The following is a 23,089-nucleotide window of genomic DNA, read 5'->3' on the forward strand; positions in this document are numbered from 1 at the left end:
TGAGGTTGCGATGGAAGAAAAGACAATACAGGATCGGCTGAAAAACGCTTTTGCCGTGGCGGAAGCCGCTGCCGTAAATACGCGCGGCTCTCTATCCGTCGTCGATTTCAGAATGGTATCGTTTTCGCTTTCGGGAAAGGATTACGGCGTCGACATCATGCACGTCAGAGAAATTGCGAAGGCGGGGCAGTTTACCTACGTGCCCAATACGCTTCCGTTCGTGCTCGGCGTATACAATCTCCGCGGCGATATCATTCCGATCATCGATTTGCGGCTGTTTTTCAATATTCCGGTTCCCGAGCGCACGGATAAAAAAGATAAACTCGAAAGCCTGCTCATCCTTTCCGTCGGCGAACAGACTTTCGGTGTCGTCGTCGACAAAATCGATAAAGTGCTCGGTGTGCAAAAAAGCAAGATCCAGCCGCCGCATCCGCTGTTCGGCGATATCAATATCAAATATATTTCGGGTATCGTCGAAGCCGAAAAGCGGCTCTACATTCTGCTCGACGTCGCACGCATTTTCAATTCCCGCGTCGGCGAAGAAGAAAAAGACCGCGCGTATGCGAAGCCGGTGTTCGATTCCCCTGCTCCCGCTGCCGTGCCGGAGGCGGGAGCTTCCGCCCGACAAACCGCTGCAGACGCGATGAACGCCCGAGCGGCGGCGGCCGCAAAGCCGTCAGCTTCGCAAAGACAGAGCGCACCCGATACGTCCGCGCAGGATTTGAAATTCATTATCGAAAGCTTAAAGACGTATCGAAAATTTACGACGACGCCTCTCAACGAGCAGTGGGTGAACGCGCGTTTCGATTCGTGGAAAGAAGAGCGCGGCAAGGGCAAATCCCAGCTGCAAAACGAAAACGATGCAGCCCTCTTTCTGTCGTCGTTTTGGTCGCCGTGTACGGGCGCGTGGTGGACGAAAGCCTATGCCGACGCCGTGTATAAAGTGCTGCCCGAAAACGCGGCAAAGCAGATCTGCGTGTGGAACCCCGGCTGCGGTAAGGGTACGGAATCTTATTCGCTTGCGTGTGTACTCCGAAAAAAATATCCCGCGGCGAAGCTTCGCATCTATGCACAGGATACGGATCTGCTCAGCGTATCGAACGCGCCGCTCATGTCCGTGCCGGATGCCGTCGCAGCCGATTGGTATGCACCCTTTTTGTCCAAAAAGGCGAATGGCGAATACACATTTACACAAGACGTAAAAGATAGTATTATGTTCGAGTATCACGATTGCCAGCATACGAACCAGCTTCCCGCAATCGATATCGTCTTTGCGCGCGACGTTTTGTCGCTTTTGCCGCAGAACGGACAGGAAGCAGTCATCGCCGATTTCGACGAAAAGCTCAAAGCGAACGGCATCGTGATTGTGGGAGAAAACGAAACGCTTCCGGCAGGATCCGGTTTTGTTGAAAAGACCATAGGTGCACTGAAAGTGTACACAAAAAATAAATAGACAAGGGGACTTGAATGAGAGTAGAGTATATTAACCCGTTCGTTGAAACTTCTTACAGCGTTTTAAAAGAAGTGCTCGGGGGCGTCGACGTAAAGCGCGGCGATCTGTATCTCAAATCGACGGCGATGCCGATGATGGGAGTCGCTGCGTTAGTCGGACTTGCCGGCGATGTCGAAGGCCGCGTCTTGTACGATATGACGATCGAGACGGCGCTCAACATCGCGTCCAAGATGAACGGCGAAACGCTTCCCGAATTCGACGATCTTGCAAAAGCGACGATCAGTGAGCTTGCGAATTTGATCACGGCTCAGGCCGTTACAAAATTGCAGGAGCTCGGATTTAAATTCGATTTGACGCCGCCTGCGCTTTTTGTCGGACAGAAGATGGAAATCGCCGCGCTCGGCGGTACGCACACCGAAAATGTCGAAGCGCTTATCGTGCCGCTCATTTCCGAGTGCGGTAAAGTCGAAGTCAATGTTGCAATACGTGAACGTACATAAACGGCAGGAGTATAGAATATGAAGACAAAACAGGATTTTCCGACGATTAACGAGCGTCCGCAGGAAGGACTGAAAGCCGACGGATCGAAGATCCGCGTATTGGTTGTGGATGATTCGATGTTTGTTGCAAAGCAGCTCGGACAGATTCTTTCAAGCGAAGGCTACGAAATCATCGCGACGGCTGCAGACGGTAAAGAAGGTGTCGACAAATATAAAGAGCTTTGCCCGAATGTCGATCTCGTAACGATGGATATCACGATGCCGCGCATGGACGGCATCACCGCGCTCGAACAGATCATGACGTTCGACAAAAATGCACGCGTCGTTATGGTCAGCGCGCTCGGCAAAGAAGAATTGGTAAAAAAATCTTTGCTGCTCGGTGCCAAAAACTACATCATCAAGCCGCTTGACCGCAAAAAGGTTTTGGAGCGCATTTCCGCGAGCATGAAATAAGCGTCTACGGGACGGGCTGTCGAAAAGGCGAATGCTTTTGAGGCAGCCCCGTTCTTCTCCGGTTTTTAGAGAGCCGCAGACATTGCTTCTTCTCTCGTGTATAACCGATATCCGTTTTTTACTTTCAAAATATACATCTCCGAGATTTCTTTCATCAGATAAGTACGCAATCGCGATATATGTGAATAGATCGTTCCCTGTTTCGTATGAACGCCTCGCTCTTGCAGGAGGATTTGCAGTTCGGGAATGCTGAGCGCCGCCGTTCTGTTATCGTACAGTATTTCAAATACGGAAAAAAGCGATGCGGGCAGTTTTTGCTTGTATTCGATAAGCGCGGATCCGCTTCGCTCGAGCGTATCCGTTTTTTCTTTTTCGTAATTCGATCCGTGGAACGTATAAGCCGCCGGGCTTATTTCGTTCGCTTCGACCGTTTGTGCGATCGTCTTTAAAACGGGAAGGTATGCGGCGGCATCGAAGGCGGGTGTGCGGCCGTAGTAGAGATTGAGTGTCATGATCCAGTGCTTGATGCGCGCATCGCAGCCGCATGGAAACGGCGTATTGTAAACGATAAGCGGAATGAGGCGGCGTACTTCGCGCATATAACGGTATATGTTGCAAATATTGCTGTCGCAGGTCAAATGGTCGAGCAGCAGCAAATCGGGGCGGGTTTTCGTATTTAAAACGGCTTTGTAAAAATCATCGCAATTCGTGCAGATGCTGCATATATGTCCCTCTCTTTCGAGCGCCTTTGCGATCTTTTCGCATGCGCTTCGGTGGGCGGTATAAAAATACAATGTCATTTTTTTTCTCTTTCTTGAAGACTTTTTTATTCGTGCGGAGGTTTTAATACCCCGACGCTTGCGTCGTAACAAAGGGTATTAAAGCCGACTGCAACCACCTTATGAGAACATACAGTGCGAAACGTTGAGCACTGTACCCGACGCTTGCGTCGGGATTGTTGATTCGTGCGGAGGTTTTAATAATCCGATCCTCTGTGTCGGCTTGCTGATTTTCTGTTGCTCCATAATTCAATCATATTGTACCATGAAAAATACGCCTTGACTAATATTTATTTTTTTAGGATTATTAAGCGCATTATAAAAATACGCATTAAAACGCGGCGCATGAACGGCGTGCCGCATTTTAAGGACAATATGAAAAAAAACGTGATGACCCGCACATATCTTGAGTCCTTGTCTTTTTCCGACTTGCTTGTTCTTGCCGATACGTACGGCATAGATGTGCCTGATAATTTGAACAGGCGATTTCTCATCGGGGAGCTGCTCGATGTAGCTCAAGAGGCGGCGGACGATCCGAACGATATGATCATCGCACGGGAAGAAGGTGAGATATCCGCAGAGGGTGCATCTCTTCCCGAATCGTACAATATGACACAGATAGGAGCGGTGCTGAGGAGTCCGGCATGGGTCTACGTCTATTGGGACATAGGCGAGCCTGATATACGCAGCTTAAAAAAGCACGGGGACTATACGATCTTTCTCCGCGTTTGCTCGTTTGCGAACCGCACCGATACGAAGCCCGACGATGCGTATGATGTACAGATCGCACCTGCGGATACGTCGGAATACCTCTTGTGTCCCGCAGGCAAAAAAATCATACGTATAGAATTGGCGGCTTCGGTGAAAACGGGAACGATCGTGCTCGCGTCTTCCGGTACGGTCGAAATCCCGCGCTCGTCGAAACTGCTCGCCCATATTCGTCCGGGCAATGATGCCGGTATAACGCCGATCGCATCTCTTTCCGGCATAAAAGAGCTTTTGCTCGATCATTACATACAGCACCGCGAATCGTTTCTGTAATCGCATTCAAAAAATCGGAGAATTCGATGGCAAGTAAAAAAATCGTTTTGCTGATTTCCAACCCGCAGGCATACATCTATCACGTCGGCGCCGAAGAAAAAAAATTCGCGGCGGAAATGAATCATCTGTACGAATCGATTTCATACATCTACATACCGCTGCTCAATATGTTTTCTTCGCTCGAAAATGACGGCGTTCCGTTTAAAATCGCCCTTGTGCTTTCGCCGGTGCTGTGTACGCTTTTAAAAGACCCCGTCGTGCAGCAGCAGTATATCGCGTGGCTCGACGGAAAGATCGCGCTCGGAAAAAGCGAACTCGAACGCTGCAGAGGCGATGCGGCTATGTGCGATGTCGTTAAATTTCATCTCGAAAAAGCGCAGGAAGATCGATTTTATTTTACGGCGGTATACGCACAGGATTTAATAAAAAGGTTTTCCGAATATCAAAAAAAAGGATATGTCGAACTCCTTGCGACCTGCGGCACGAATATTTTTTTGCCGCATTATGCGGATATGGGAGAAGTGCTCAACGCGCAGATCGAAACGGGTTTGTATGCGCACCGCTCTTTTTTCGGCGATCGTGCATCGGGTTTTTGGCTTCCCGAAATGGGCTATATGCCGGGCATCGAGCGAGTGATGCACACTTATGGCGTGGATTACACGGTACTCGACGCGCGCTCTTTTCTTTTTTCCGACGCTCGCGTAGAGCGGGGCATATTTGCACCCGTCCGCTGCGGTTCGGGCGTCGATGCGTTTGCGCGCGATAACCGCATCGATGAAGAAGTTTTCGGTGAAAAGGGTTATGCGGCTTCTTCCGCATACTGCGACGTCAACCGCGATATCGCGTTTGAATTATCGGCCGAACTGCTTGAACCGTTTTTTCGGGGAGCGACATCGCGTTACGTTTCGGGCTATCAATATTACAGTAAGAGCGGAGCGCGGGGCGGCAGGGCGTCGATCTACGATCCCGTACGCGCCGCCGAACAGTGCGAAGCCGACGCCGCCTCTTTTTTCGATAAAAAACTGAATATGCTCGTGCAAGCCGAAGATCTTTTGCCGTCTGTGCCCGTACTTTCGCATGTGTGTGTATTTTCTTCCGAACAATTTTTGCAGTGGCATGAAGGTATCGCCTGGCTTGAAAACGTATATCGTTATGCGGCGGAAAAGCCCGCTTCGTTTTCTTTTTTTGAAGACATACTTGTTTCCCGAATGCAGCTGCAAAGTTTACAGCCGTACTGCAGCGCCGCGATCGGTGCGGGGTACGGGGAGACGCTCGTCGCGAATAAAAACAATCGGATCCTGCGTCACGCGCGTAAAGCGAGCGAGCGCATGATCGATTTGGCCGAACGCTTTCCGGATGACACGGGGCTTAAAGCACGGCTGTTGAATTTGAGCGCGCGCGAACTCATGCTCGCGCAGTCGTGTACGTGGGCGAAGATGATATGGGACGGAACCTTCCCCGAATATGCCGAAGCGCGCTTTACGGAAAGTCTCGCGGCGTTTATAAATGTGTTCGAATCTTTAGGCGCGAATACGGTGAGTACCGAATGGCTTACATCTTATGAAGCGAAGCATCCTATCTTCCCGTGGATAAATTACCGGATCTTCAGCAAAAAGCGCTGACACTAAACCGCTCGTCGGCTCGGGCGACGCGCTTGTCGTATCCTGTGCGTTTCAGTTTTCGATAGATTGCGAATCGCGGATACGCTGTCGTAAAGCGAGCTGCTTTTTCGCGCTTTCGATACCTTTTTTTGCGGGGGTGAAGCGGCGGTCGACCGCGAGCGCTTCGTTCCATACGACGACGGCTCCGGCGTAGTCTGCGTCTGCGAACAGCTTAATCCCTTCGCCGTACAATCGTTCGACTTCGTTTTGCCTTTTTGCTTTGCCGCCGTCACCGAGCAGGATTTTTGCGCCTGCGCTTATGTGATTGACGGGACGGAACGACGTAAAGCGGTCGAGTGTATAGTTGACGTCCAGCCGTACGTGCTTAAAGAGCGTGACGCCCGCGCCGATACCGACTCCGGCGAACTGCACGTTTGTTCCGCTTTCGCCGCCGTCGAACTTGCAGCCCGCTTGCAGACTGAAAAAATCCGTCGCATCGATTTCGAGGGCGCAGCCCGCCGACCACGACAGGTATTCACCGATACGGGAAAGGCTGAGCGGCTGTTTGAATTCCGCGGCGGCAAGCAGCTGTTTGATAGGACGATAGGATACACCGAAAGCGGCGCTTGTCGGGAGCGGGTTGTCGAGTTCGATTTTTTCGCCGAAGCCCGTGATCGCAGCTCCTGCGTTCAAAAAGTTTAGGCCGATGCGTAAATTCGGTTCGTGCGAACCGAAAAATTTGCCGCAGTTGAAGCGCAACATGACGCCGGCATCGGAAGCGAGCGCTAAAGCGGAGCGCGAAAAGCTTGTAGCGCTTATGACCGAACCCGATGCGTCGGGCATACTGCGCCATGCGGCTTTTACGTTTGTGCCGATCGCGATTCCTTTAAAATAATAGCCTGCGAGGATATTGTACGATATATTGAAAAGCGCTGTCGTTTCGGAGTAGAGGCTGGGTGCGCTCCGTGCTCCCGAAGCGTCGTATTCGTCAAAGGGTACGTAAAAAAAGCGAAGCGCGCCGCCGAAACCCATATCGCCCTTTCTTCCCGCCGCTGCGATTGTTTCCATCGACGTGCCTGCAATCCACGTGTTGTGAAATACGCCGATTTCGTTTTGCGCGAGGACGGAGCTTGCCGCGGGATTTGCATCGAGGAGAGATACGTCGTCCGAAATGCCGGTGTATGCGCAGCCGAGCGTTTCCGCTCTGCCTCCGGTCGGCACGGTAAGCGAATAAAACGACATCGCCCGTTGTGCGTATCCCGTGGAAACGGAAAGCGCTTCAATAAATGAACGCGAACCGCTGAAATCGAGCGCTCGGGCGGGAAATGAGGAGCAGAAAATCAACAGTAACGCTATGCGGGCAAACGGTGTTTTTATCATCGATACTCTACAGTATATCATATTTTCGGCTTTTTCCCTCTATCTTATCAGCGAAATTACCGAAAATATAAACAGGCGTACCGTGTGGTAGGTTTTTTTTAAAAATCATGATAGAATATATAGGGGCGGGAGCTCACAATTCTCCGGTTATGAAAAAAGTATTTTTTATCGCACTGTATTGTATTCTCATTGCCGCACCTTTTTTTTCGACCCCGAAAGGAGCGCGTCGTTCTCTTGCGGAAATCGATCGGCTCATTCAGGAGACGGAATACGACGCGGCGCTTTCGGCTCTGTCCGATTTTATTGAAACCTATCCCGAACGTTTTGACGACGTGCAGCGGCGCTCGAATCGAATTTTCAAAACGCTCGACCGCTATACGGCGACCGCGTCTCAGCTCGTCGATACGATAGAAAACGAACCGGAAAACGGTCAAAAAATATTGGCGATCATAGCGAAGCTCGAATCGTTGAAAAAAAATCCCACGGAACAGCAGCTTGCGTTTATTCACAATGCGCGTACTGCCGCTCAGTTTACGATATATCGCAAGCAGCTGCTTGCGATTTTGCAGGAAAGCGCGGACTTGGCGCGCGGCGGTAACTATACGGGCGCAGTCGATAAAGCGCAGAGCGGATTTTTTATGTATCGCGACGATTTTTTTCGAGAGCATACGGATGCAAGCGTGACGGTTCCGGTACGGAGTGCGCTCTCTTACGTCGACGAAAAAATCGCCGCATATAAAGCGCTCGAAGATGTGTTACAGGACGCGTTCTCCTCTTTTGCCGATGCCGTCCGTTTGGACGACGTCGAAAGCACACAAGCATCATTTATCGCCGTGCAGCATGCGTTCAATGCGTTTGCGGAAGTGCGGAACAGTATCTATCGGCTCGGTTATGAGCTGTCGGATATGGGACAGGCGATACAGGCGGAAAAGTCGGCAACGGATGCGTTGTTTTTGTCCTTCGTTTCGCGTTGTATACTCGGCATCAATACAATCGCGGATTCGGGTGTCGCCGGTGCGCTGGACTACGAATGGGACGCGCTCGTAAAACGTATGGAAGACGAAATCGCGTCGATCCTTACACAGCGAGTCGAATCGTTCGTGTATGCGTTGAGTTCCGGCGGGTTTGCCGACGTCAGTGCGTTTCCGGAACAAAAAGATCTTTCGGCGATCCTGTCGTTTGCCGAAATCGGAAAATCCGTAGACGCGTTGTATGCGCTGTGTATGGAATTGGACAATACCCCCGAAGAATCGAAGTTTCCGAATTTTGCCGTATCTGTCGATTATGCGGCATCCCTTGCGTCACGCTTTTCCGCACTGCTGGAATCAGGGCAAACGATGGCGGCAGAACGGCAAAACGCTTTCACGCTGTCGGAACCGAGCGATTATGAAAAAGTTGAGGAAGGAAGTGAGTATACGGCATCGCTCCTCGCGGCATCCGAACGTGTGAAATCGACTCAATCGAAAATCTCGGAAGATGCTTTCGAACAGTCTCCCGCAGCCGTCGCCTATCTCGGCGCGCAACATACGGAAGATGCCGACGACGAAGTGATCCCGTTTGACAACCTCGTCGGCGCATATAGAAAGTACATTCAGGATGCGGCGGACTTCAGCCGCAATACGGAGATCGAACTCTGGCAGAGGATCGCTTCGTATTACGCTGCGTGCGGAGCGTCCTATGTTACCGCGCGGGAAAGCGATGTTGCTGCAATCAAAGCCTTGGACGGCGGCAAATTCGATGAAGAAGCGGGAACGACGTTTCGCTATCCGTTTGAAGTAACGGAAGCGGTTCGTGCCTTTCAAAAAAAGCTTTCCGAAAATAAAGCCGTCCTCGTTTCCGGACGCACGATGCTTGCACGCGGAGAAAACGTCGACTCATACGCGCTTCTGCTTCAATTGATTTACATTTCGATTACCAAGCTCGACTCGCTTGCACCGGATGTAGCGGCTATCGGAGCGTCCGCGCTTGAACAGGTAAAGGCGGCGCAGCGCGCGAAGAACGAAGCGGATCTCCGATACGATCAAGCGCAAAAAGCGCTTGCGGCAAACGATTTCGATGAAGCGCGAAGGCGGCTGCAGGAATCGCGTACGAAATACAATGAATCGCTTTCGTATCAGGAATCCGAACAGCTGCGTAGCGAATCCGACGGACGGCTCGCTTCGCTCGGCGAGCGCATTCAAACGCGGCAAAACGAAAGTATCGTCCGCCGTGTACGCGATATAAAGACGCGGGCACGAACGGAATACTACAACGGAAATTTCAGCAGAGCGGAATCCCTTTTGTCGCAGGCGAAGGCGCTGTGGGCATCGACGAATATCGAAGAAGACGAAGAAATCGAGTCGCTGTTCGCGCTGGTCGGTACGGCGCTTTCGCTTCGTACAGGACGCGTTCTTTCTCCGTCGGCACCGCTCTATCCCGAAATGTCGCAGCTTTTGAGCATAGCGCGGCAGTATTTTAACGAGGGACAGGATTTATTAAAAAAAGGCGATGAGGACGAGGGAAGGATGCTCCTCGCCCAAGCGTTGCAAAAGATTCAGGAACTCCAGCTCGTCTACCCCCTCAATCGTACGGCGAGCCTTTTTGCGCTGCGTATCCAGCAGGTGCTCAATCCTTCGGGCTTTGCGACTCTCTTTGCGGAGCGCATTAAAATGGCACAGGCGAATTACAAAATTCCGGAAAAGCGGCAGTCGGCCTATACCGATCTGCTCGATTTGCATGAAATCGATCCGTCGTACCCGGGACTTGCCGCTCTGATCTACGAAACGGAAATCGATTTGGGTATACGCCGCCGCCCGCAAGACCGCACGGCGATCGTAAAGGCGGCATCCCTTACGAAGCGGGCACAGGGTATCATGGAAACTGCAGGGCGCGATGAAGTAAAGCTGCGCTCGGCTCTTTCGCTCGTCGATGAAGCGATTTCCCTCGATCCGAATAACGATGCGGCGCTCCTTTTAAAAGACCGCATACAGATCGCGATCGGAGGTCAGACGCTTATCGTATTGTCGTCCGAAGACGAAGCGAAATATCAAAAGGCGGTCGCCGCGCTTCAGGACAATAACCTCGTCACTGCAAACGCGCTCGTCGAAGAGCTGCTGCAAAAATCATCAAATAAAAACTCTTCGAAAATCATCGACTTGCAAAAAAAGATTCGGGCGCTGCTGTGATGAATCGAACGATAGCGACCGTAAAACGCGCGGCTGCGTTCGCAATCTGCGCGGCAGTTTTTTTCACATCCGTTTTCCGCCTCTCCGCTCAGACGATGTATTGGGAAAATCCCGTGCGCATTACGAAAGGCGATGCGCGCTTTCCCCGTGTTGCGACGGACGGTATGAAAAACTATGTGTTTTGGCAGGAAATCGATACGCACGAAGAGATGATATGGCTTTCGTGCGAGTATACCGATGCGCGCGGCGTACGGCGTATAAACGACCGCTTTGCAGGTCCCTTTCCGTATTCGGGCAGAATACCCGACATCTATTCGGTTGCGGTTTCGAAAAAAGGTACGATCGCTGTCGCCGTCCTTTCCGGTACGAAGTCGCTTTCAATTTTGACATCGACGGACGGAGGCGCCCATTTTACCGAAGCGAATATCCCTCACTATACCGAACCCTTTGTCGCGCCGCAGATCTATGCAACCGATCGCGGTACCTTTATATTGTTCGTGTCGCTCGGGCAAAACGCTTCGTTCGCAATGTATACGGCATCCTCTTCCGACGGTTTTTCGTGGTCGGGGTTTTCTCCGTTTATGCCGTCCGTTTCTTTGATAAACCCGTTTATCCCCGTATTCACTTCGATGCCGAAAAACGATGCGGTCGTACTGCAAGCCCAGTATATTTCGGGGAACCGCATATCCTATCAGCTCTATGGGACTTTTTCTTCCGATGCGGGGATGACGTGGTCGGAGCCTCTGCTTTTGACCGATGAAGCTTCTCTCGCTTCCGACGATACGCGCAATTTTTCCGTATATCACAATCAGCGTCCGGTTCTGTTTACGCAATCCGGCATCACCTATATCGCGTGGGAGCGGACGTATTACGCTTCCGAAAATTCGTACATTTGGATCGCAGAGCTGACGAAAGACGGTATCGTTCCCGGTACGGCGAAACAGATCAGCGGTGAAGGAAATGCGAATCGTGCCGTGCTCTTTTCATTTAATAATATGCTGTCGGCCGTTTGGTTCGATACGAGAAGCGGCATCGAAACCGTGCGTATGGCGCAGAAAAAAGGTTCACTGTGGGAAGAGACGGCGATCTCTTCGGGACGTGTACCCTCTCTTTTTGCGTTTCCGGTCATCACGCGGCAAAAGTCGAAAGCGGTACGGCTGTCCTTCGTGTGGCAGGAAAATCTCGCGAAGGGGGAGCCGGGTATCTATCGTCTCGAACCCGATATATCGGTTCAAGCTCCTTCACTCACGCCCCTTTCATTTGAAGAAGGGAAGCGTTCTCACGCATCCCGCGTTCGTTTCCGCGTCACTCTTCCGTCCGATTCGTCGGGAGTCGCAGGCTATTCGTGGAGCTGGTCGCAAGATAGATCGGAGGAACCTCCTGAAACGATCATGCATACTTCGGAGGAGCGGACGGTCGAAACGAATGCGTCGGTCGAGGGTGAGTGGTATTTTAAAGTGCGGGCGACGGACTACGCGGGCAACTGGTCTGATTCCGCCGAAGCCGCGTATTATCTCGATTTGACTGCGCCCGCAAAGCCTGTGATCGAACTGCCCGAAACGGACGCATACGGTTGCGTCGATTCGAATTCCTTCAGCATACACTGGCAACCGGATGCGGCCGACGGCGATGTCGCAGGTTACACGTGGAATTTGCAATACATTGCACCTATCGACAGCCGTCTCGTCCACACGAAGCGCCGCCCGATACGCGTGAGTCCCGATGAGGCGAAGCCGATCGTTGCCGCGCTGCTGTCATCTCATGCGGATGAAGTGCTCCATGCGGAAATGCCGCCGCGCCGCATACTCGGAAGAGAGGCCTCCGTTTCGTATGCAAACCGTAAAAACGGTCTCTATGCGTTTTCCGTTGCGGCGATCGATACGGTCGGCAATATCGGAGAGGCGTCCGTGGTGCTCCTCGTGCTCAACAAATACGTGCCGTCGACGTATATCACATCGGTCGCGTCGTCGTCCGATATGTTCGGAAACGTAACGCTCGATATCGTCGGCGGAGGATTTACTTACGAGGGTACCGTCGATACGGTCTATATCGACAGGGACGGCAAAGCGCCTTACGATTTGACGCTCCAACGAAGCGACGGTCTGTTTCGCGTCGCATCGGATAACCGCATCGTCGATATTCGTATCGGTACCGCGCTCGACGAAGGCACATACCGCATCGGCATCGTGCATCCGGAACGCGGGCTTTTTATGAGCGAGCCGATATTCCGTGCGGAAAAAAACGGTACGGTCAAAATGGAACGGCGCTACGCATACGATTCACCGTGGCTGCCCGTAAAAACGATATCGCCGTATCGTATACAGGTCGGAACGATTTTGCTTTGGATAGTGCTCGTGCTTGCCGCAGCGGGTTTTGCGTTTGCGGTTTTCGGGTTGATACAGACGCTGCGGGACGTGCTTGCCGTCCGCATGGAAATACGCGCGCTCATTGCAGGAGATGGTATGCCGCAGGGAAAGAAAAAACGGTTTATGCAGCTGAGACGAAAAGGCATGAGTCTCAGGTTCAAGTTGGTGTTGTTTACGACGCTCCTCGTCATCGTCACCGTCGCGCTCGTTGCGGTGCCTTTCGGTGTCAATATGCTGCGTACACAGCGGCGTACACTTGCCCACGGGCTTTCCGAACGCGTCGATATGCTCCTCGAAAGTTTGACGTCAAGTACGCGCATCTATATGTCGACGCAGAATATCCTTGAGATGAATTACCTCCCCGATCAAATGTCGTCGCTCGAAGAAGCCCGGTACGTAACGATTACCGGCTATCCGTCGAACAACGCGAATTCGAGCCTTGCGTACGTGTGGGCGACGAACGACCCCGATATTTTGCATAAGATTGGAAATTCGACGCTTACCTACGGTGCATCGGAAATCACGGATGCAGCCGTCCAAGAGATCGCGATGAGATGTGAAAAGCTCAATGAAACTGCTGCAAAAGAGGCGGGCGGCATTGCAGCGGATATAGCGGAACTCAACGCGGAAGGCATTTCGCTCGCGCTTCGAACCGACAGGCGCTCGGTAGCCCGCCGTGAAGAGATCGCACGGATTACGGCACAGCTTTCGACAAAGCTGACCGTCGCGCTGAACGAGCTTGGCGAAAACGGAAGCGGATCCGTTCCGCCTTATGACGATATGCATTTCGACCCTGTAAACACCGATTATCTTTTTTACCGGCCCGTACTGTACCGGCACGGTACGTCACAGGAGTATGTACGGGGCATTGTCCTCGTTCAAGTGTCTACGAAAAATATCGTTGCTGAAGTCTACAATGCGCGTCGCAGCGTATTTTTGGCTGCCGTCATCATCGGAGCCTTTGCCGTTTTGATCGGTGCCGCCGGTTCCTTCGTTTTGGCGTCGATCATCGTAGCGCCCATTCGGGAGCTTGCACGCCATGTGCAGATCATCGGTGAGACGAGCGACAAGATGAAGCTTGCCGGCCGCGATATAAAAATCAAAGGACGCGATGAAATCGGACAGCTCGGAGAGAGCGTAAATGAAATGACACACGGACTTATCCGCGCGGCCAAAGACGAGCGGCTGCTTATGGACGGCAGAGTCGTGCAACAAACCTTCCTTCCGCTTGTGACAGGTGCAGACGGCGTAAAAGAAACGGTCGCAAAACTCGACGAAGCAAACCTCCAGTGTTTCGGCTATTACGAAGGCGCGACGGGAGTTTCGGGAGATTATTTCGATTACAAAAAACTCGACGAACGTTGGTATGTTTTAATAAAATGCGACGCGTCGGGACACGGCGTTCCTGCAGCCCTTCTCATGACGATCGTCGCGACGCTCTTCCGTACGTATTTCGCAAACTGGTCGTATGAAAAAAACGGTACGCAGATAGACACGGCCGTTTCTCAGATAAACGATTTTATCGAATCGCTCGGCATCAAGGGAAAATTCGCAACGATCATCATCTGTCTTTTCGATACGCATTCGGGCGACGTCTATATGTGCAATGCGGGCGACAATATCGTCCACCTGTACGACAATATGGCGCAGAAAGAAACGGAGCTGACGCTCTTCGAAACGCCTGCGGCGGGTCCGCTTTCGTCAGCGCTCGTCGCTTCGAAAGGCGGGTTTAAAGTCGAAAAAGCACACTTACAAAAGGGAGACGTGCTCTTTCTCTATACCGACGGAATCGAAGAGGCGACGCGGAAATTCCGCTCTCCGTCGTTTGCCGTTATGCACTGTGCCGAGCAGGGTCTGCATCCGGGAGATATTCACGGCAATCACAAAGTCGGAGAGGATTCCGAACAGTTGGAAACCCGCCGCGTCGGTGAAATCATCGAATCGGTGTTCGCTCGCCGCGCTTACACGCTTAAAAAATTTCACAATCCGATCCCCGATGAAGATCTCGTGTTCGATTTTTCGACGTGCAAAGGTACGATCGAAGAAGCCGTCATTGCGCTCGTATCGATCGAAAAAGTGTTCCGCATGTATAAGTCTCCCGACGTGACGGCAGCCGATATCGTGCGCGTCGATAAAAAAATCGATGCATTCCTTGAAAAGCATTTCAATCGATATAATTATTATTGCGGCGTAAAACGGGAAAGTGCGGAAGGGCAGAACTATTTCGAATACGTGTATCTCCGCGAAGACGAACAGCTCGACGATTTGACGCTGCTCGCCGTCCGCCGTCCGTAAAACCTTTTGCAAAACCGGCGATTTGTGTGTATATTATAGGGGAATGTGCAGGGAGGTTGTATGGCTATCGGTGATAAAATCAAACGGTATTTCGACAAAGGCGTCGCAGTGTCCAAGACGGCATTCGACAAAGGCATGGAAGTCTCCAAAACCGCGTTCAACAAAGCGAGCAGCGCCGTTCAGGATTTCAGCGACAAAAGCGTCGTCCGTATAGAAAAACATCAGTTCGAAACGAAAAAAGAAGAAGAGCTGCTTGCGCTCGGGAAAAAAGTTTTCGAAAAATTCTCAGGCGATGCGGCATCTGCAGTTCGCGCCGACGATGCGGATATCGCGCCGATCATTGCGGAAGTAAAGCACTGTGACGAAGAGATTGCAAAGCGCGAAGAAGCTCTTGCTCAAAAGTCGAAGCAGGACTGAACGTTTAAAAGCGCCGCTGAAATAGCGCGGCGCTTTTAACTTCGAGTTTCCTCTCGAAAACTCGCGGATATACGTGTGCGCTTCCGCGCACGAATTGCACGGCTCCTAAATCCGAAGATTTACTCGCTGTGCAATTTTAAGGAAGGTTTAAAAGTGCCGCTGAAATGGCGCGGCGCTTTTAACTTCAAGTTTGCAAGGCAAACCGTTTTCTTTCGAAAACTCGCGGATGTACGTGTGAGCTCGTGCGCACTAATGCGTCATTTTCGGAAGTTGACACTTCCTGCAATGCCGCATTTTAAGGAAGGTTTAAAAGCGCCGCTGAAATAGCGCGGCACTTTTAACTTCAAGTTTGCAAGGCAAACCGTTTTCTTCCGAAAACTCGCGGATGTACGTGTGCGCTCTCGCGCACTAATGCGTCATTTTCGGAAGTTGATACTTCCTGCAATGCCGCATTTTAAGGAACGTTTAAAAGCGCCGCTGAAATAGCGCGGCACTTTTAACTTCAAGTTTGCAAGGCAAACCGTTTTCTTCCGAAAACTCGCGGATGTACGTGTGCGCTCTCGCGCACCAATGCGGCATTTTCGAAAGTTGACACTTCCTGCAATGCCGCATTTTAAGGAACGGATTTTTACTGTACCTGCCGTTCGGAGCAAGAGCGCCGGAAGGTAAAACAAACGGCGGGCTTTATACATGCCCGCCGTTCGATCATTTAATTATTAATAATTTTTTGTCGGCATTTAATTCAGCGCGATGCCGCCGTTTTACCCGCCGTTTTTCCGAATACCATGCAGTCTGCGATCGCGTTCCCGCCGAGCCGGTTCGAACCGTGAATGCCGCCGGTAACTTCACCGCAGGCGTATAAGCCCGGAACGGGTTTTCCGTCCGCGCCGAGCACTTCCGCATTCGTGTTGATTTGAATGCCGCCCATCGTGTGATGCACGGTCGGAACTTTTTTGCACGCGTACCACGGACCCGCATCGAGCGTTTTGTCATCCGGGCTGTTTGACGTAAATCCGAGTTCGTCTTTTTCGACTTCTTTTGAAACGACGGAGTTGTACTGTGCGACCGACGCTTTCAGATCGTCTGCGTTCATCTTTGTCTTTTGCGCAAGTTCGTCGAGCGTTGCAGCTTCGATGACGGAACCCTGTGCGACCATATTTGCGATCGTCGCGCCGTTGTTGTCGACGAAATCCCGTGAGGGATAGCGCACGGAATTGACGACGATCCAGTACGTGCTGCCGTCCTGCGCGAAAATCGCTTTGCACAAAGTATCACGAGCGGCGTTTTCGTTTACGAATCGTTTACCCGAAGCGTTGACGAAGATGCGGTTTTTGCCGGACGTGCGGATGTTTTCCATGAGACCGGTTCCCGGCGTGCCGCAGGGATGGAGCTGGATATCGGGCATGCCGACGACGTTTGCGCCCGCGCTTTCGGCGAGCGTAATGCCGTCGCCCTGCGCGCACAGGTACATATTCGTCGTACCGATCGAATTGTCGAGCTTCACTTCTTTCCAAACGCCCGTGTTCACTTTTTGGCGGAGCGCGACGTTCGCACCGAATCCGCCGGTTGCGATGATGACGCCTTTGGAAGCGTTGACCGTGATTTTCCTGCCTTTGTTTTCTCCGACCGCGCCTGAAACTCTGTCGCCTTTTTTAATAAGCGACGTCGCTTTCGTGTCCGTGATGACAGTGATGTTCGGATGTTTTGCCGCGTACGCTTCGAATACTCTGATGTAGCTGTTGCCGGACGGCGTTTTCGGATAGTGGCTGCGCTGACCGAGCGAACCCGTCGCGGAGCCGACTTTGTCTTTAAACTGTACGCCGATCGATTCGAGCCATTCGACTGCGGGATAAGCGTTGCTCGTCATATAGCGCACGAGAGAAGGGGTGCCGGTGTTGTGCCCGCCCGTCAGCGTCGCATTGTAAAAGGTTTCGACGGAATCGGTGATACCCTGCGGCACTTGGCGCTTGGGATCGACCGCGTTGAGCGCACCTTCGGAAACGTTCGTGCTTCCGCCGAGCAAGCCGATTTTTTCCATGACGATGACTTTTGCGCCGTTCTGTTCTGCGGAGATGGCCGCTGCAAGACCTGCGCCTCCTCCTCCGATGACGAGCACGTCCGTGTCGTAGGTTTCATCTTTAAGCTGTTTCGCTTTTTTCGGCTGTGTCCATTTTTTAATGTCGGCTCCCGACTGCACGAGACAGTCGCGCACCGCAGCGATGAGCGAACGGCTCGAAATGCTTGCACCGGTGACGACATCGACGGCGAGCGATTGGTTGTCGATGATCCTCGCGGCGACCGTTTCGAGCGCTTTTTTTCCGACGCCGATCGTTTCAAGGTTTTTCGAATAATCGATGTCGGTGATCTTTCCGTTGCTTATCGTGACCGATACGGTCATCGGCGCGTTGTGTCCCGAAATCGTTTTCGAATAAGTTTGCGATTGCGCTTTTTTTGCAGCGGTTGCCGCACCTGCGAGCAATGCGGCCGCACACAAAAACAATGCGATTTTTTTCATGTCATACCTCTCGTTATTTTGCATCCGCAACGACGGTTTCGCCTGCGAGTTTGCCGAATACGACCGTGTCTACGACGGCGTTACCGCCGAGACGGTTCGCACCGTGGATGTCGCCGGTAACTTCGCCCGCCGCGTACAGACCGGGGATCGCTTTGCCGTTCGTGCCGAGCACGCGTGCATCGGTGTCGATGGCGACACCGCCCATCGTGTGGTGGATGCACGCCTTGCGGGGTGTTGCGATCCACGGACCGTGCTCAAGTTTTACCGAATAGAGCGTCCGTCCGAACTCGTCGTGTCCCGAAGCGACGCTTTCGTTGAACGCATCGACGGTCGCTTTGAGAACCGAGGCTTTCATGCCGAGTTTTGCAGCCAGCGCGTCAAGCGTGTCGGCCTTATACATAAAGCCGTTTTTTTCGCAATAGTCGAACGTAAAGCCGTCAGCGCTCCGCCACGACGGATCGTTGATGTCTTTGTATTTATCGCCGTCGGCGCATTCGAGGACGTAGTAGAACTGTTCGGGCTGATTGAAAACTGCGAGACAAATGTTGTCGCGGCGGCCGCCTTCGTTCGTAAAGCGTTTACCTTCTTTGTTCACGAAGATGATCTGATCGGTGCCGTTTGCCGCGCGCAGCGTGTATTTCGAAATCTGACCGTCCTGCAAGTTGCCGAGGTACAGAAGCTGGATCTGTTCCATGTCCGCGAGAGCGGCTCCCGCGGCGGTCGCCATGGTTATGCCGTCGCCCTGTGAAGCGGAAAAGCGGTTCGTCGTTCCGACTTTGCTCAAATCGCTCCATTTGCCGGAGGTGTTGTACTTCTGCACCATTTTGCTGTTTGCACCGAAACCGCCGGTTGCAAGGATAACGCCGTCTTTTGCGGAAATCGTAAATTTATTTCCGTATCTGTCCGCACAGACGACGCCGGTAATTCTGCCGTTTTCTTTGACGAGCGCTTTCGCCGTCGTTTCGACCATGAGCGAAACGTTGTTCATCTTTTCGATATTGTCGATATAGGTCGAAAGAAAACCCGTACCGAGTTTCATAACGCTCGTATGGGTGCGCTGCCACAGAGACCCTGCGCCCTGTGCGATCTTGTCGGAAAAGCGCATGCCGAGTCCTTCGATCCACTTTAATCCGCTGTATGCGTTGTATGTCAGCGTTTTGACGAGGTCGAGGTTTGCGGCTTTATCTCCGCCGTTCCACGTTTGCAGCGCGTACCATTCTTTCGAGTCGAAGAGATCCGTACGTCCGCTTGCTTTGTATGCATCCCACTGGGCGCGCACCGCCGCCTGAAGAGCCGCGTGTTCGTCGCTTGTCGGATTTTCCGCGAGAGCTTTTTCGATCGTCGGTTTTACCGAATCGGACATCGTAACTTTTTTTTGCAGCGCTTCATCGGCAGCGTTGTAGATGGCGCCGCACACGAGCGTGTCGCCGCCCACTTCGCCGGTCTTTTCCACGATGATGACCGATTTGCCTTTTTGGCCGGCTGCGATTGCAGCTGCCAATCCCGCGCCGCCGCCGCCTACAACGACGACATCCGCGCTCGCGTTTGAAGGAGCTGCCGCCGGTTTTTGCTTTTTGCTCCAGTCGGCAAGATTGGCGCCGGCTTGCTGTAAGCACTTGGTTACCGCGGCCGTGATTGCACGGGAAGTGATCGTAGCGCCGGTTACGACATCGACGTTGACGCTTTGATTTTCGACGATCCGCTGAGGAATGACATCCACCGGCGAAAGTCCGCCGGCCGTTACAACCTTACCGTTGATGTCTTTTAAGCGCGTACCGATTCCGGGCGTTTCCGCTTCTTTCGTCACTTCGACTTGCGTGATCTTTTTGCCCTTGATCGTAACGCTTACTTCGACGTCGCCGTTCATACCGCCGACCGCAGCTTTGTATGTGCCGTTTTTAACGGATTTTCCGCCGGCACCGAACAGGAATGTAGTTGCAAAAAGCGCATACGCCGCCGTTTGCAAAAGCCGAATCTTTTTCATATATCCTCCATAAAAATGATATAAAATGATTCCGATATGAAAGCTATGCCGAGAAATTTCCAACCGCTTTACGGTTCAAGTGAATGACGAGATTTTGAAAAGCGTTCATTGCAGTCGAATATAACAAAATATTTAAAACTATTCAATGTAAAATGCCGTTTTGAAGGACTTTTGTGTGTAACCTTTTTTGTATGATCGCTGTTTGAGAAGCGAATGCAAGAGCAAACGTAATCTGATTTGCTTTCTCCTCTCCTTTCTGGAGTCCTGCCGTCGGCAGGGCTCCTTTTTTTATTTCATTTACTATATACTGACGGTATGCATCGTATTTTATTTATCTGCCACGGAAACATTTGCCGCTCTCCGATGGCGGAATTCGTTATGAAAGATTTGGTAAGACAGGCCGGACGGGAACGCGATTTCGTTATCGAATCGGCGGCGACGAGCAACGAAGAAATCGGGAACGACATCCACCCGGGTACGCGAAAAAAGCTCGACGATATGGGAGTGGCGCATGAGACGCGCGCGGCGCGGAGGATCGTGCGTGCCGATTACGACGCATACGATTTTTTGATCGGCATGGACGACGAAAACCTGTACTATATGCGGAAAACGTTCGGAGAAGACCGCGAGCATAAAATGAGCAAACTGCTCGAGTGGTGCGGCGTGTATCGCGATGTTGCCGACCCGTGGTATACGGGAAACTTCGATGCGACGTGGGACGACGTGCTTGCAGGCTGCCGCGCGATTTCGGCAAAGCTTTCGTAAGCGTTCCGCTGTTCCGCTCGGCCGTCGCGCATACATACATCGGGAATGCGCGTAATTGCGTGAGCGTTATTATTCTGCTATAATCGATTCGTTATGGAAAACGAAGTACGTGTTCGCTACGCTCCCTCTCCGACGGGGATGCAGCATATCGGCGGTGTGCGCACCGCGCTGTTCAATTATCTTTTTGCGCGTTCGCAGGGCGGCAAATTTGTTTTGCGCCTCGAAGACACCGACCGCACGCGCTACGATGAAAAATTTGTTAAGAATTTGTACGACACGATGGCATGGCTCGGCATCGATTGGGACGAGGGCGGCGATAAAGGCGGTCCTTACGGCCCTTACGTGCAGAGCGAACGTTTCGATCTCTATAAAAAATATGCCGAAGAACTCGTTGCAAAGGGCGAAGCGTATTACTGTTTTTGCGACGAAGAGCGCCTCGCGCGCATCCGAAAAATCCAAACGGAAAATAAAATGGCACCGGGTTACGACCGCCATTGCCGTATGCTGACCTCTGAAGAAGTGCGGGAAAATATCGCTGCGGGAAAACCGCACGTCATCCGCCTCAAAGTGCCCCTCGAAGGCGAAACGGAATTTCACGATTATCTGCTCGGAAAGATCACGTGGAAAAACGAAGATATCAGCCCGGATCCCGTTTTGCTCAAAAGCGACGGTTTTCCGACCTACCACTTGGCGAATATCGTCGACGATCACTTTATGCATATTTCTCACGTGATGCGCGCACAGGAGTGGATACCGTCGACGCCGCTGCACGTACAGATGTACCGCGCTTTCGGCTGGAAGCATCCCGAATTCTGTCACTTGCCCATGGTCAACGGTAAAGACGGTCAAAAGCTTTCGAAGCGGCACGGCGCGACGAGCGTCGATGAATTCCGTGCGCGCGGTTATCTTCCCGAAGCGATTATCAATTACGTTGCGATGCTCGGCTGTTCGTACGAAGACGGCAGGGATCTGTATTCGCTTGACGAACTGTGCCGCTTATTTAAAATCGAACATCTCAATAAATCGCCTGCGGTATTCGATTATAAAAAACTCGAATGGTATAACGGTCAGTATATCCGCATGCTTTCGGACGAAGCGCTTTACCGCATGACGCTCCCGTTTATCACGGGGACGGGCGATGCCGCGCTTCCGATTCATTCCGACGGTGAATTGCCGCCTCCGCGCGTGGGTTCGGAATATTCGGGCATCGCGCTCGGAAGCGACGGCGAACCGGTTTGCGTTGACGCTTCCATGCAGATGACAAGCGCCGATGTAAAAGCCGCCCTTATGCGCCTCATGCCGCTTATTAAAGAGCGGCTCCACTATTTGACCGACGCCGCGGAGATGGTGCGCTTTTTGTTTACCGAACCGGTCGTGCCTCCCGTCGAAGAGATCGTTCCGAAAAAACTCGACGCGGCGAAAACGAAAGAGATATTGCTTCGCGCGAAAAATTTCGTCGATGCGGCTTTCGCTATGAGCCATGAAGAAGCGGAAAATCTTGCGAGGACGGAAGCGGAAGTGCTCGGCGTAAAACTCGGAGATTTTATGATGCCCGTGCGCATGGCGGTAACCGGCAGCAGAATAAGTCCTCCGCTTATCGGCTCGATTCTCATCCTCGGAAAAGAGCGGTGTCTTTCGCGGATCGAAAAGACGCTGGAGAAGTTTTAAGGGGGGGGGTATGCACATCGCGAAAGCGGTGTCCTGCTAACCGGCGGCGGATAGGCTTCAAGAAGTGAGAAAGCCATAAGGCTCTTAAGATTTGTCCTCCGCTTAACCTGCATTGCCAAAAGCACTGTCAGGTTGAAGCGGGTGTCATATTAAATTATTTTTCATAGTGATACCTAAAAGAGATAAACACTAACTGTTGCTTTTCTACTTGATATACGATTCTATGTTCATGATTTATTCTCCGTGACCAATATCCGGATAAAGAATATTTTAACGCCTCCGGTTTTCCCGTACCTGTAAAAGGCGATCTTTCAATCTCTTTTATTAAATCATTTATTTTCGTAAAAATTTTTTTATCTGTATTAAACCAATAGATATAATCCGCCCACGCTTCATCTGTAAAGAGTTTATTCATCTTGCAACAACTCGTGTTTTTGTAATTTTCCTGCTTTATGCTGTTCAATTGATTTTATTAAATGCGCTGCATTTGATTCATTCTTAAGCAAATAATCGGTTTCAATAAGACTATTATACTCATGTACCGATAAAAGAACCACATTTTCCGAATTTTTTCTTGATATTATCAATGGCTCATAGTCATTGTAAACTTTATCCATATATGCTTTCAAATTGCTGCGTAAATCTGAATATGTAATTGTATCCATATCTGACCTCTAACAAGTACAATATATTGTACTTGTTAGAAAA

16 protein-coding genes are annotated in these 23,089 nt (G+C 51.7%); 10 read left to right on the top strand and 6 right to left on the bottom strand.

Annotated features, from left to right (window positions below; translation table 11 throughout):
- Window positions 1-10 precede the first annotated feature (10 nt).
- Genes H9I36_RS10475 through H9I36_RS10485 form a run of 3 tightly spaced genes read left to right on the top strand, consistent with a single transcriptional unit; the run spans window position 11 to window position 2,406 of the window.
- Window positions 11-1,453: a CheR family methyltransferase gene (locus tag H9I36_RS10475; RefSeq protein ID WP_187385306.1), complete on the top strand. Its 1,443-nt coding sequence runs from the start codon at window positions 11-13 to the stop codon at window positions 1,451-1,453.
- Between the two features lie 14 nt (window positions 1,454-1,467).
- Window positions 1,468-1,953 (top strand): chemotaxis protein CheX, encoded by a 486-nt coding sequence (locus tag H9I36_RS10480; RefSeq protein WP_187385307.1) that lies wholly within the window; start codon window positions 1,468-1,470, stop codon window positions 1,951-1,953.
- 18 nt (window positions 1,954-1,971) lie between these two features.
- Window positions 1,972-2,406 carry a response regulator gene (locus H9I36_RS10485; RefSeq protein WP_021330844.1) on the top strand — a complete coding sequence of 145 codons (435 nt, stop codon included), beginning with the start codon at window positions 1,972-1,974 and terminating at the stop codon, window positions 2,404-2,406.
- 65 nt (window positions 2,407-2,471) lie between these two features.
- Here the strand turns inward: H9I36_RS10485 and H9I36_RS10490 are convergent, their stop codons facing one another.
- Window positions 2,472-3,206 carry a hypothetical protein gene (locus H9I36_RS10490; protein ID WP_187385308.1) on the bottom strand — a complete coding sequence of 245 codons (735 nt, stop codon included), beginning with the start codon at window positions 3,204-3,206 and terminating at the stop codon, window positions 2,472-2,474.
- A gap of 324 nt (window positions 3,207-3,530) precedes the next feature.
- Here H9I36_RS10490 and H9I36_RS10495 point away from each other — a divergent pair, with 324 nt between their 5' ends.
- Window positions 3,531-4,226, top strand: a complete 696-nt coding sequence (locus H9I36_RS10495; RefSeq protein WP_222864691.1) for a DUF4912 domain-containing protein — start codon at window positions 3,531-3,533, stop codon at window positions 4,224-4,226.
- Window positions 4,227-4,252: 26 nt separating this feature from the next.
- Window positions 4,253-5,848 (top strand): 1,4-alpha-glucan branching protein domain-containing protein, encoded by a 1,596-nt coding sequence (locus tag H9I36_RS10500; RefSeq protein WP_187385310.1) that lies wholly within the window; start codon window positions 4,253-4,255, stop codon window positions 5,846-5,848.
- A gap of 51 nt (window positions 5,849-5,899) precedes the next feature.
- On the opposite strand, the gene H9I36_RS10505 is transcribed toward H9I36_RS10500, so the two are convergent.
- Window positions 5,900-7,207: a UPF0164 family protein gene (locus tag H9I36_RS10505; RefSeq protein ID WP_187385311.1), complete on the bottom strand. Its 1,308-nt coding sequence runs from the start codon at window positions 7,205-7,207 to the stop codon at window positions 5,900-5,902.
- Window positions 7,208-7,356: 149 nt separating this feature from the next.
- On the opposite strand from H9I36_RS10505, the gene H9I36_RS10510 reads away from it, so the two are divergent.
- The 3 genes from H9I36_RS10510 to H9I36_RS10520 are packed head-to-tail and all read left to right on the top strand — an operon-like array spanning window position 7,357 to window position 15,449.
- Complete coding sequence (locus H9I36_RS10510; RefSeq protein ID WP_187385312.1) at window positions 7,357-10,371, top strand: hypothetical protein; 3,015 nt, start codon at window positions 7,357-7,359, stop codon at window positions 10,369-10,371.
- Entirely contained in the window at window positions 10,371-15,032 is a 4,662-nt protein-coding gene (locus H9I36_RS10515) for a SpoIIE family protein phosphatase (protein WP_187385313.1), read from the top strand. Before H9I36_RS10510 ends, H9I36_RS10515 begins: the two co-directional genes overlap by 1 nt.
- Before the next feature lie 60 nt (window positions 15,033-15,092).
- Entirely contained in the window at window positions 15,093-15,449 is a 357-nt protein-coding gene (locus H9I36_RS10520; RefSeq protein WP_187385314.1) for a hypothetical protein, read from the top strand.
- 742 nt (window positions 15,450-16,191) lie between these two features.
- Here the strand turns inward: H9I36_RS10520 and H9I36_RS10525 are convergent.
- Together H9I36_RS10525 and H9I36_RS10530 are read right to left on the bottom strand one after the other, a co-directional pair.
- Window positions 16,192-17,964 (bottom strand): flavocytochrome c, encoded by a 1,773-nt coding sequence (locus tag H9I36_RS10525; protein WP_187385315.1) that lies wholly within the window; start codon window positions 17,962-17,964, stop codon window positions 16,192-16,194.
- Window positions 17,965-17,977: 13 nt separating this feature from the next.
- On the bottom strand, window positions 17,978-19,948 hold the full coding sequence (locus H9I36_RS10530) for an FAD-dependent oxidoreductase (protein ID WP_187385316.1): 1,971 nt from the start codon (window positions 19,946-19,948) through the stop codon (window positions 17,978-17,980).
- A 315-nt stretch (window positions 19,949-20,263) separates the two neighbouring features.
- Here H9I36_RS10530 and H9I36_RS10535 point away from each other — a divergent pair, with 315 nt between their 5' ends.
- Window positions 20,264-20,713, top strand: coding sequence for a low molecular weight protein-tyrosine-phosphatase (locus tag H9I36_RS10535; protein WP_187385317.1), 450 nt, complete (start codon window positions 20,264-20,266; stop codon window positions 20,711-20,713).
- A gap of 93 nt (window positions 20,714-20,806) precedes the next feature.
- Entirely contained in the window at window positions 20,807-22,381 is a 1,575-nt protein-coding gene (gene gltX / locus H9I36_RS10540) for a glutamate--tRNA ligase (protein WP_187385318.1), read from the top strand.
- Window positions 22,382-22,535: 154 nt separating this feature from the next.
- Here gltX and H9I36_RS10545 read toward each other — a convergent pair whose 3' ends face one another.
- Window positions 22,536-22,796, bottom strand: a complete 261-nt coding sequence (locus H9I36_RS10545; protein ID WP_187385319.1) for a Txe/YoeB family addiction module toxin — start codon at window positions 22,794-22,796, stop codon at window positions 22,536-22,538.
- Window positions 22,789-23,046: a type II toxin-antitoxin system Phd/YefM family antitoxin gene (locus H9I36_RS10550; protein WP_187385320.1), complete on the bottom strand. Its 258-nt coding sequence runs from the start codon at window positions 23,044-23,046 to the stop codon at window positions 22,789-22,791. The genes H9I36_RS10545 and H9I36_RS10550 overlap by 8 nt, the downstream gene beginning before the upstream one ends.
- Between the last annotated feature and the right edge of the window lie 43 nt (window positions 23,047-23,089).

Origin of the sequence: Treponema sp. Marseille-Q4130, from assembly GCF_014334325.1 — a bacterium.
Classification (GTDB): Bacteria; Spirochaetota; Spirochaetia; order Treponematales; family Treponemataceae; genus Treponema_D.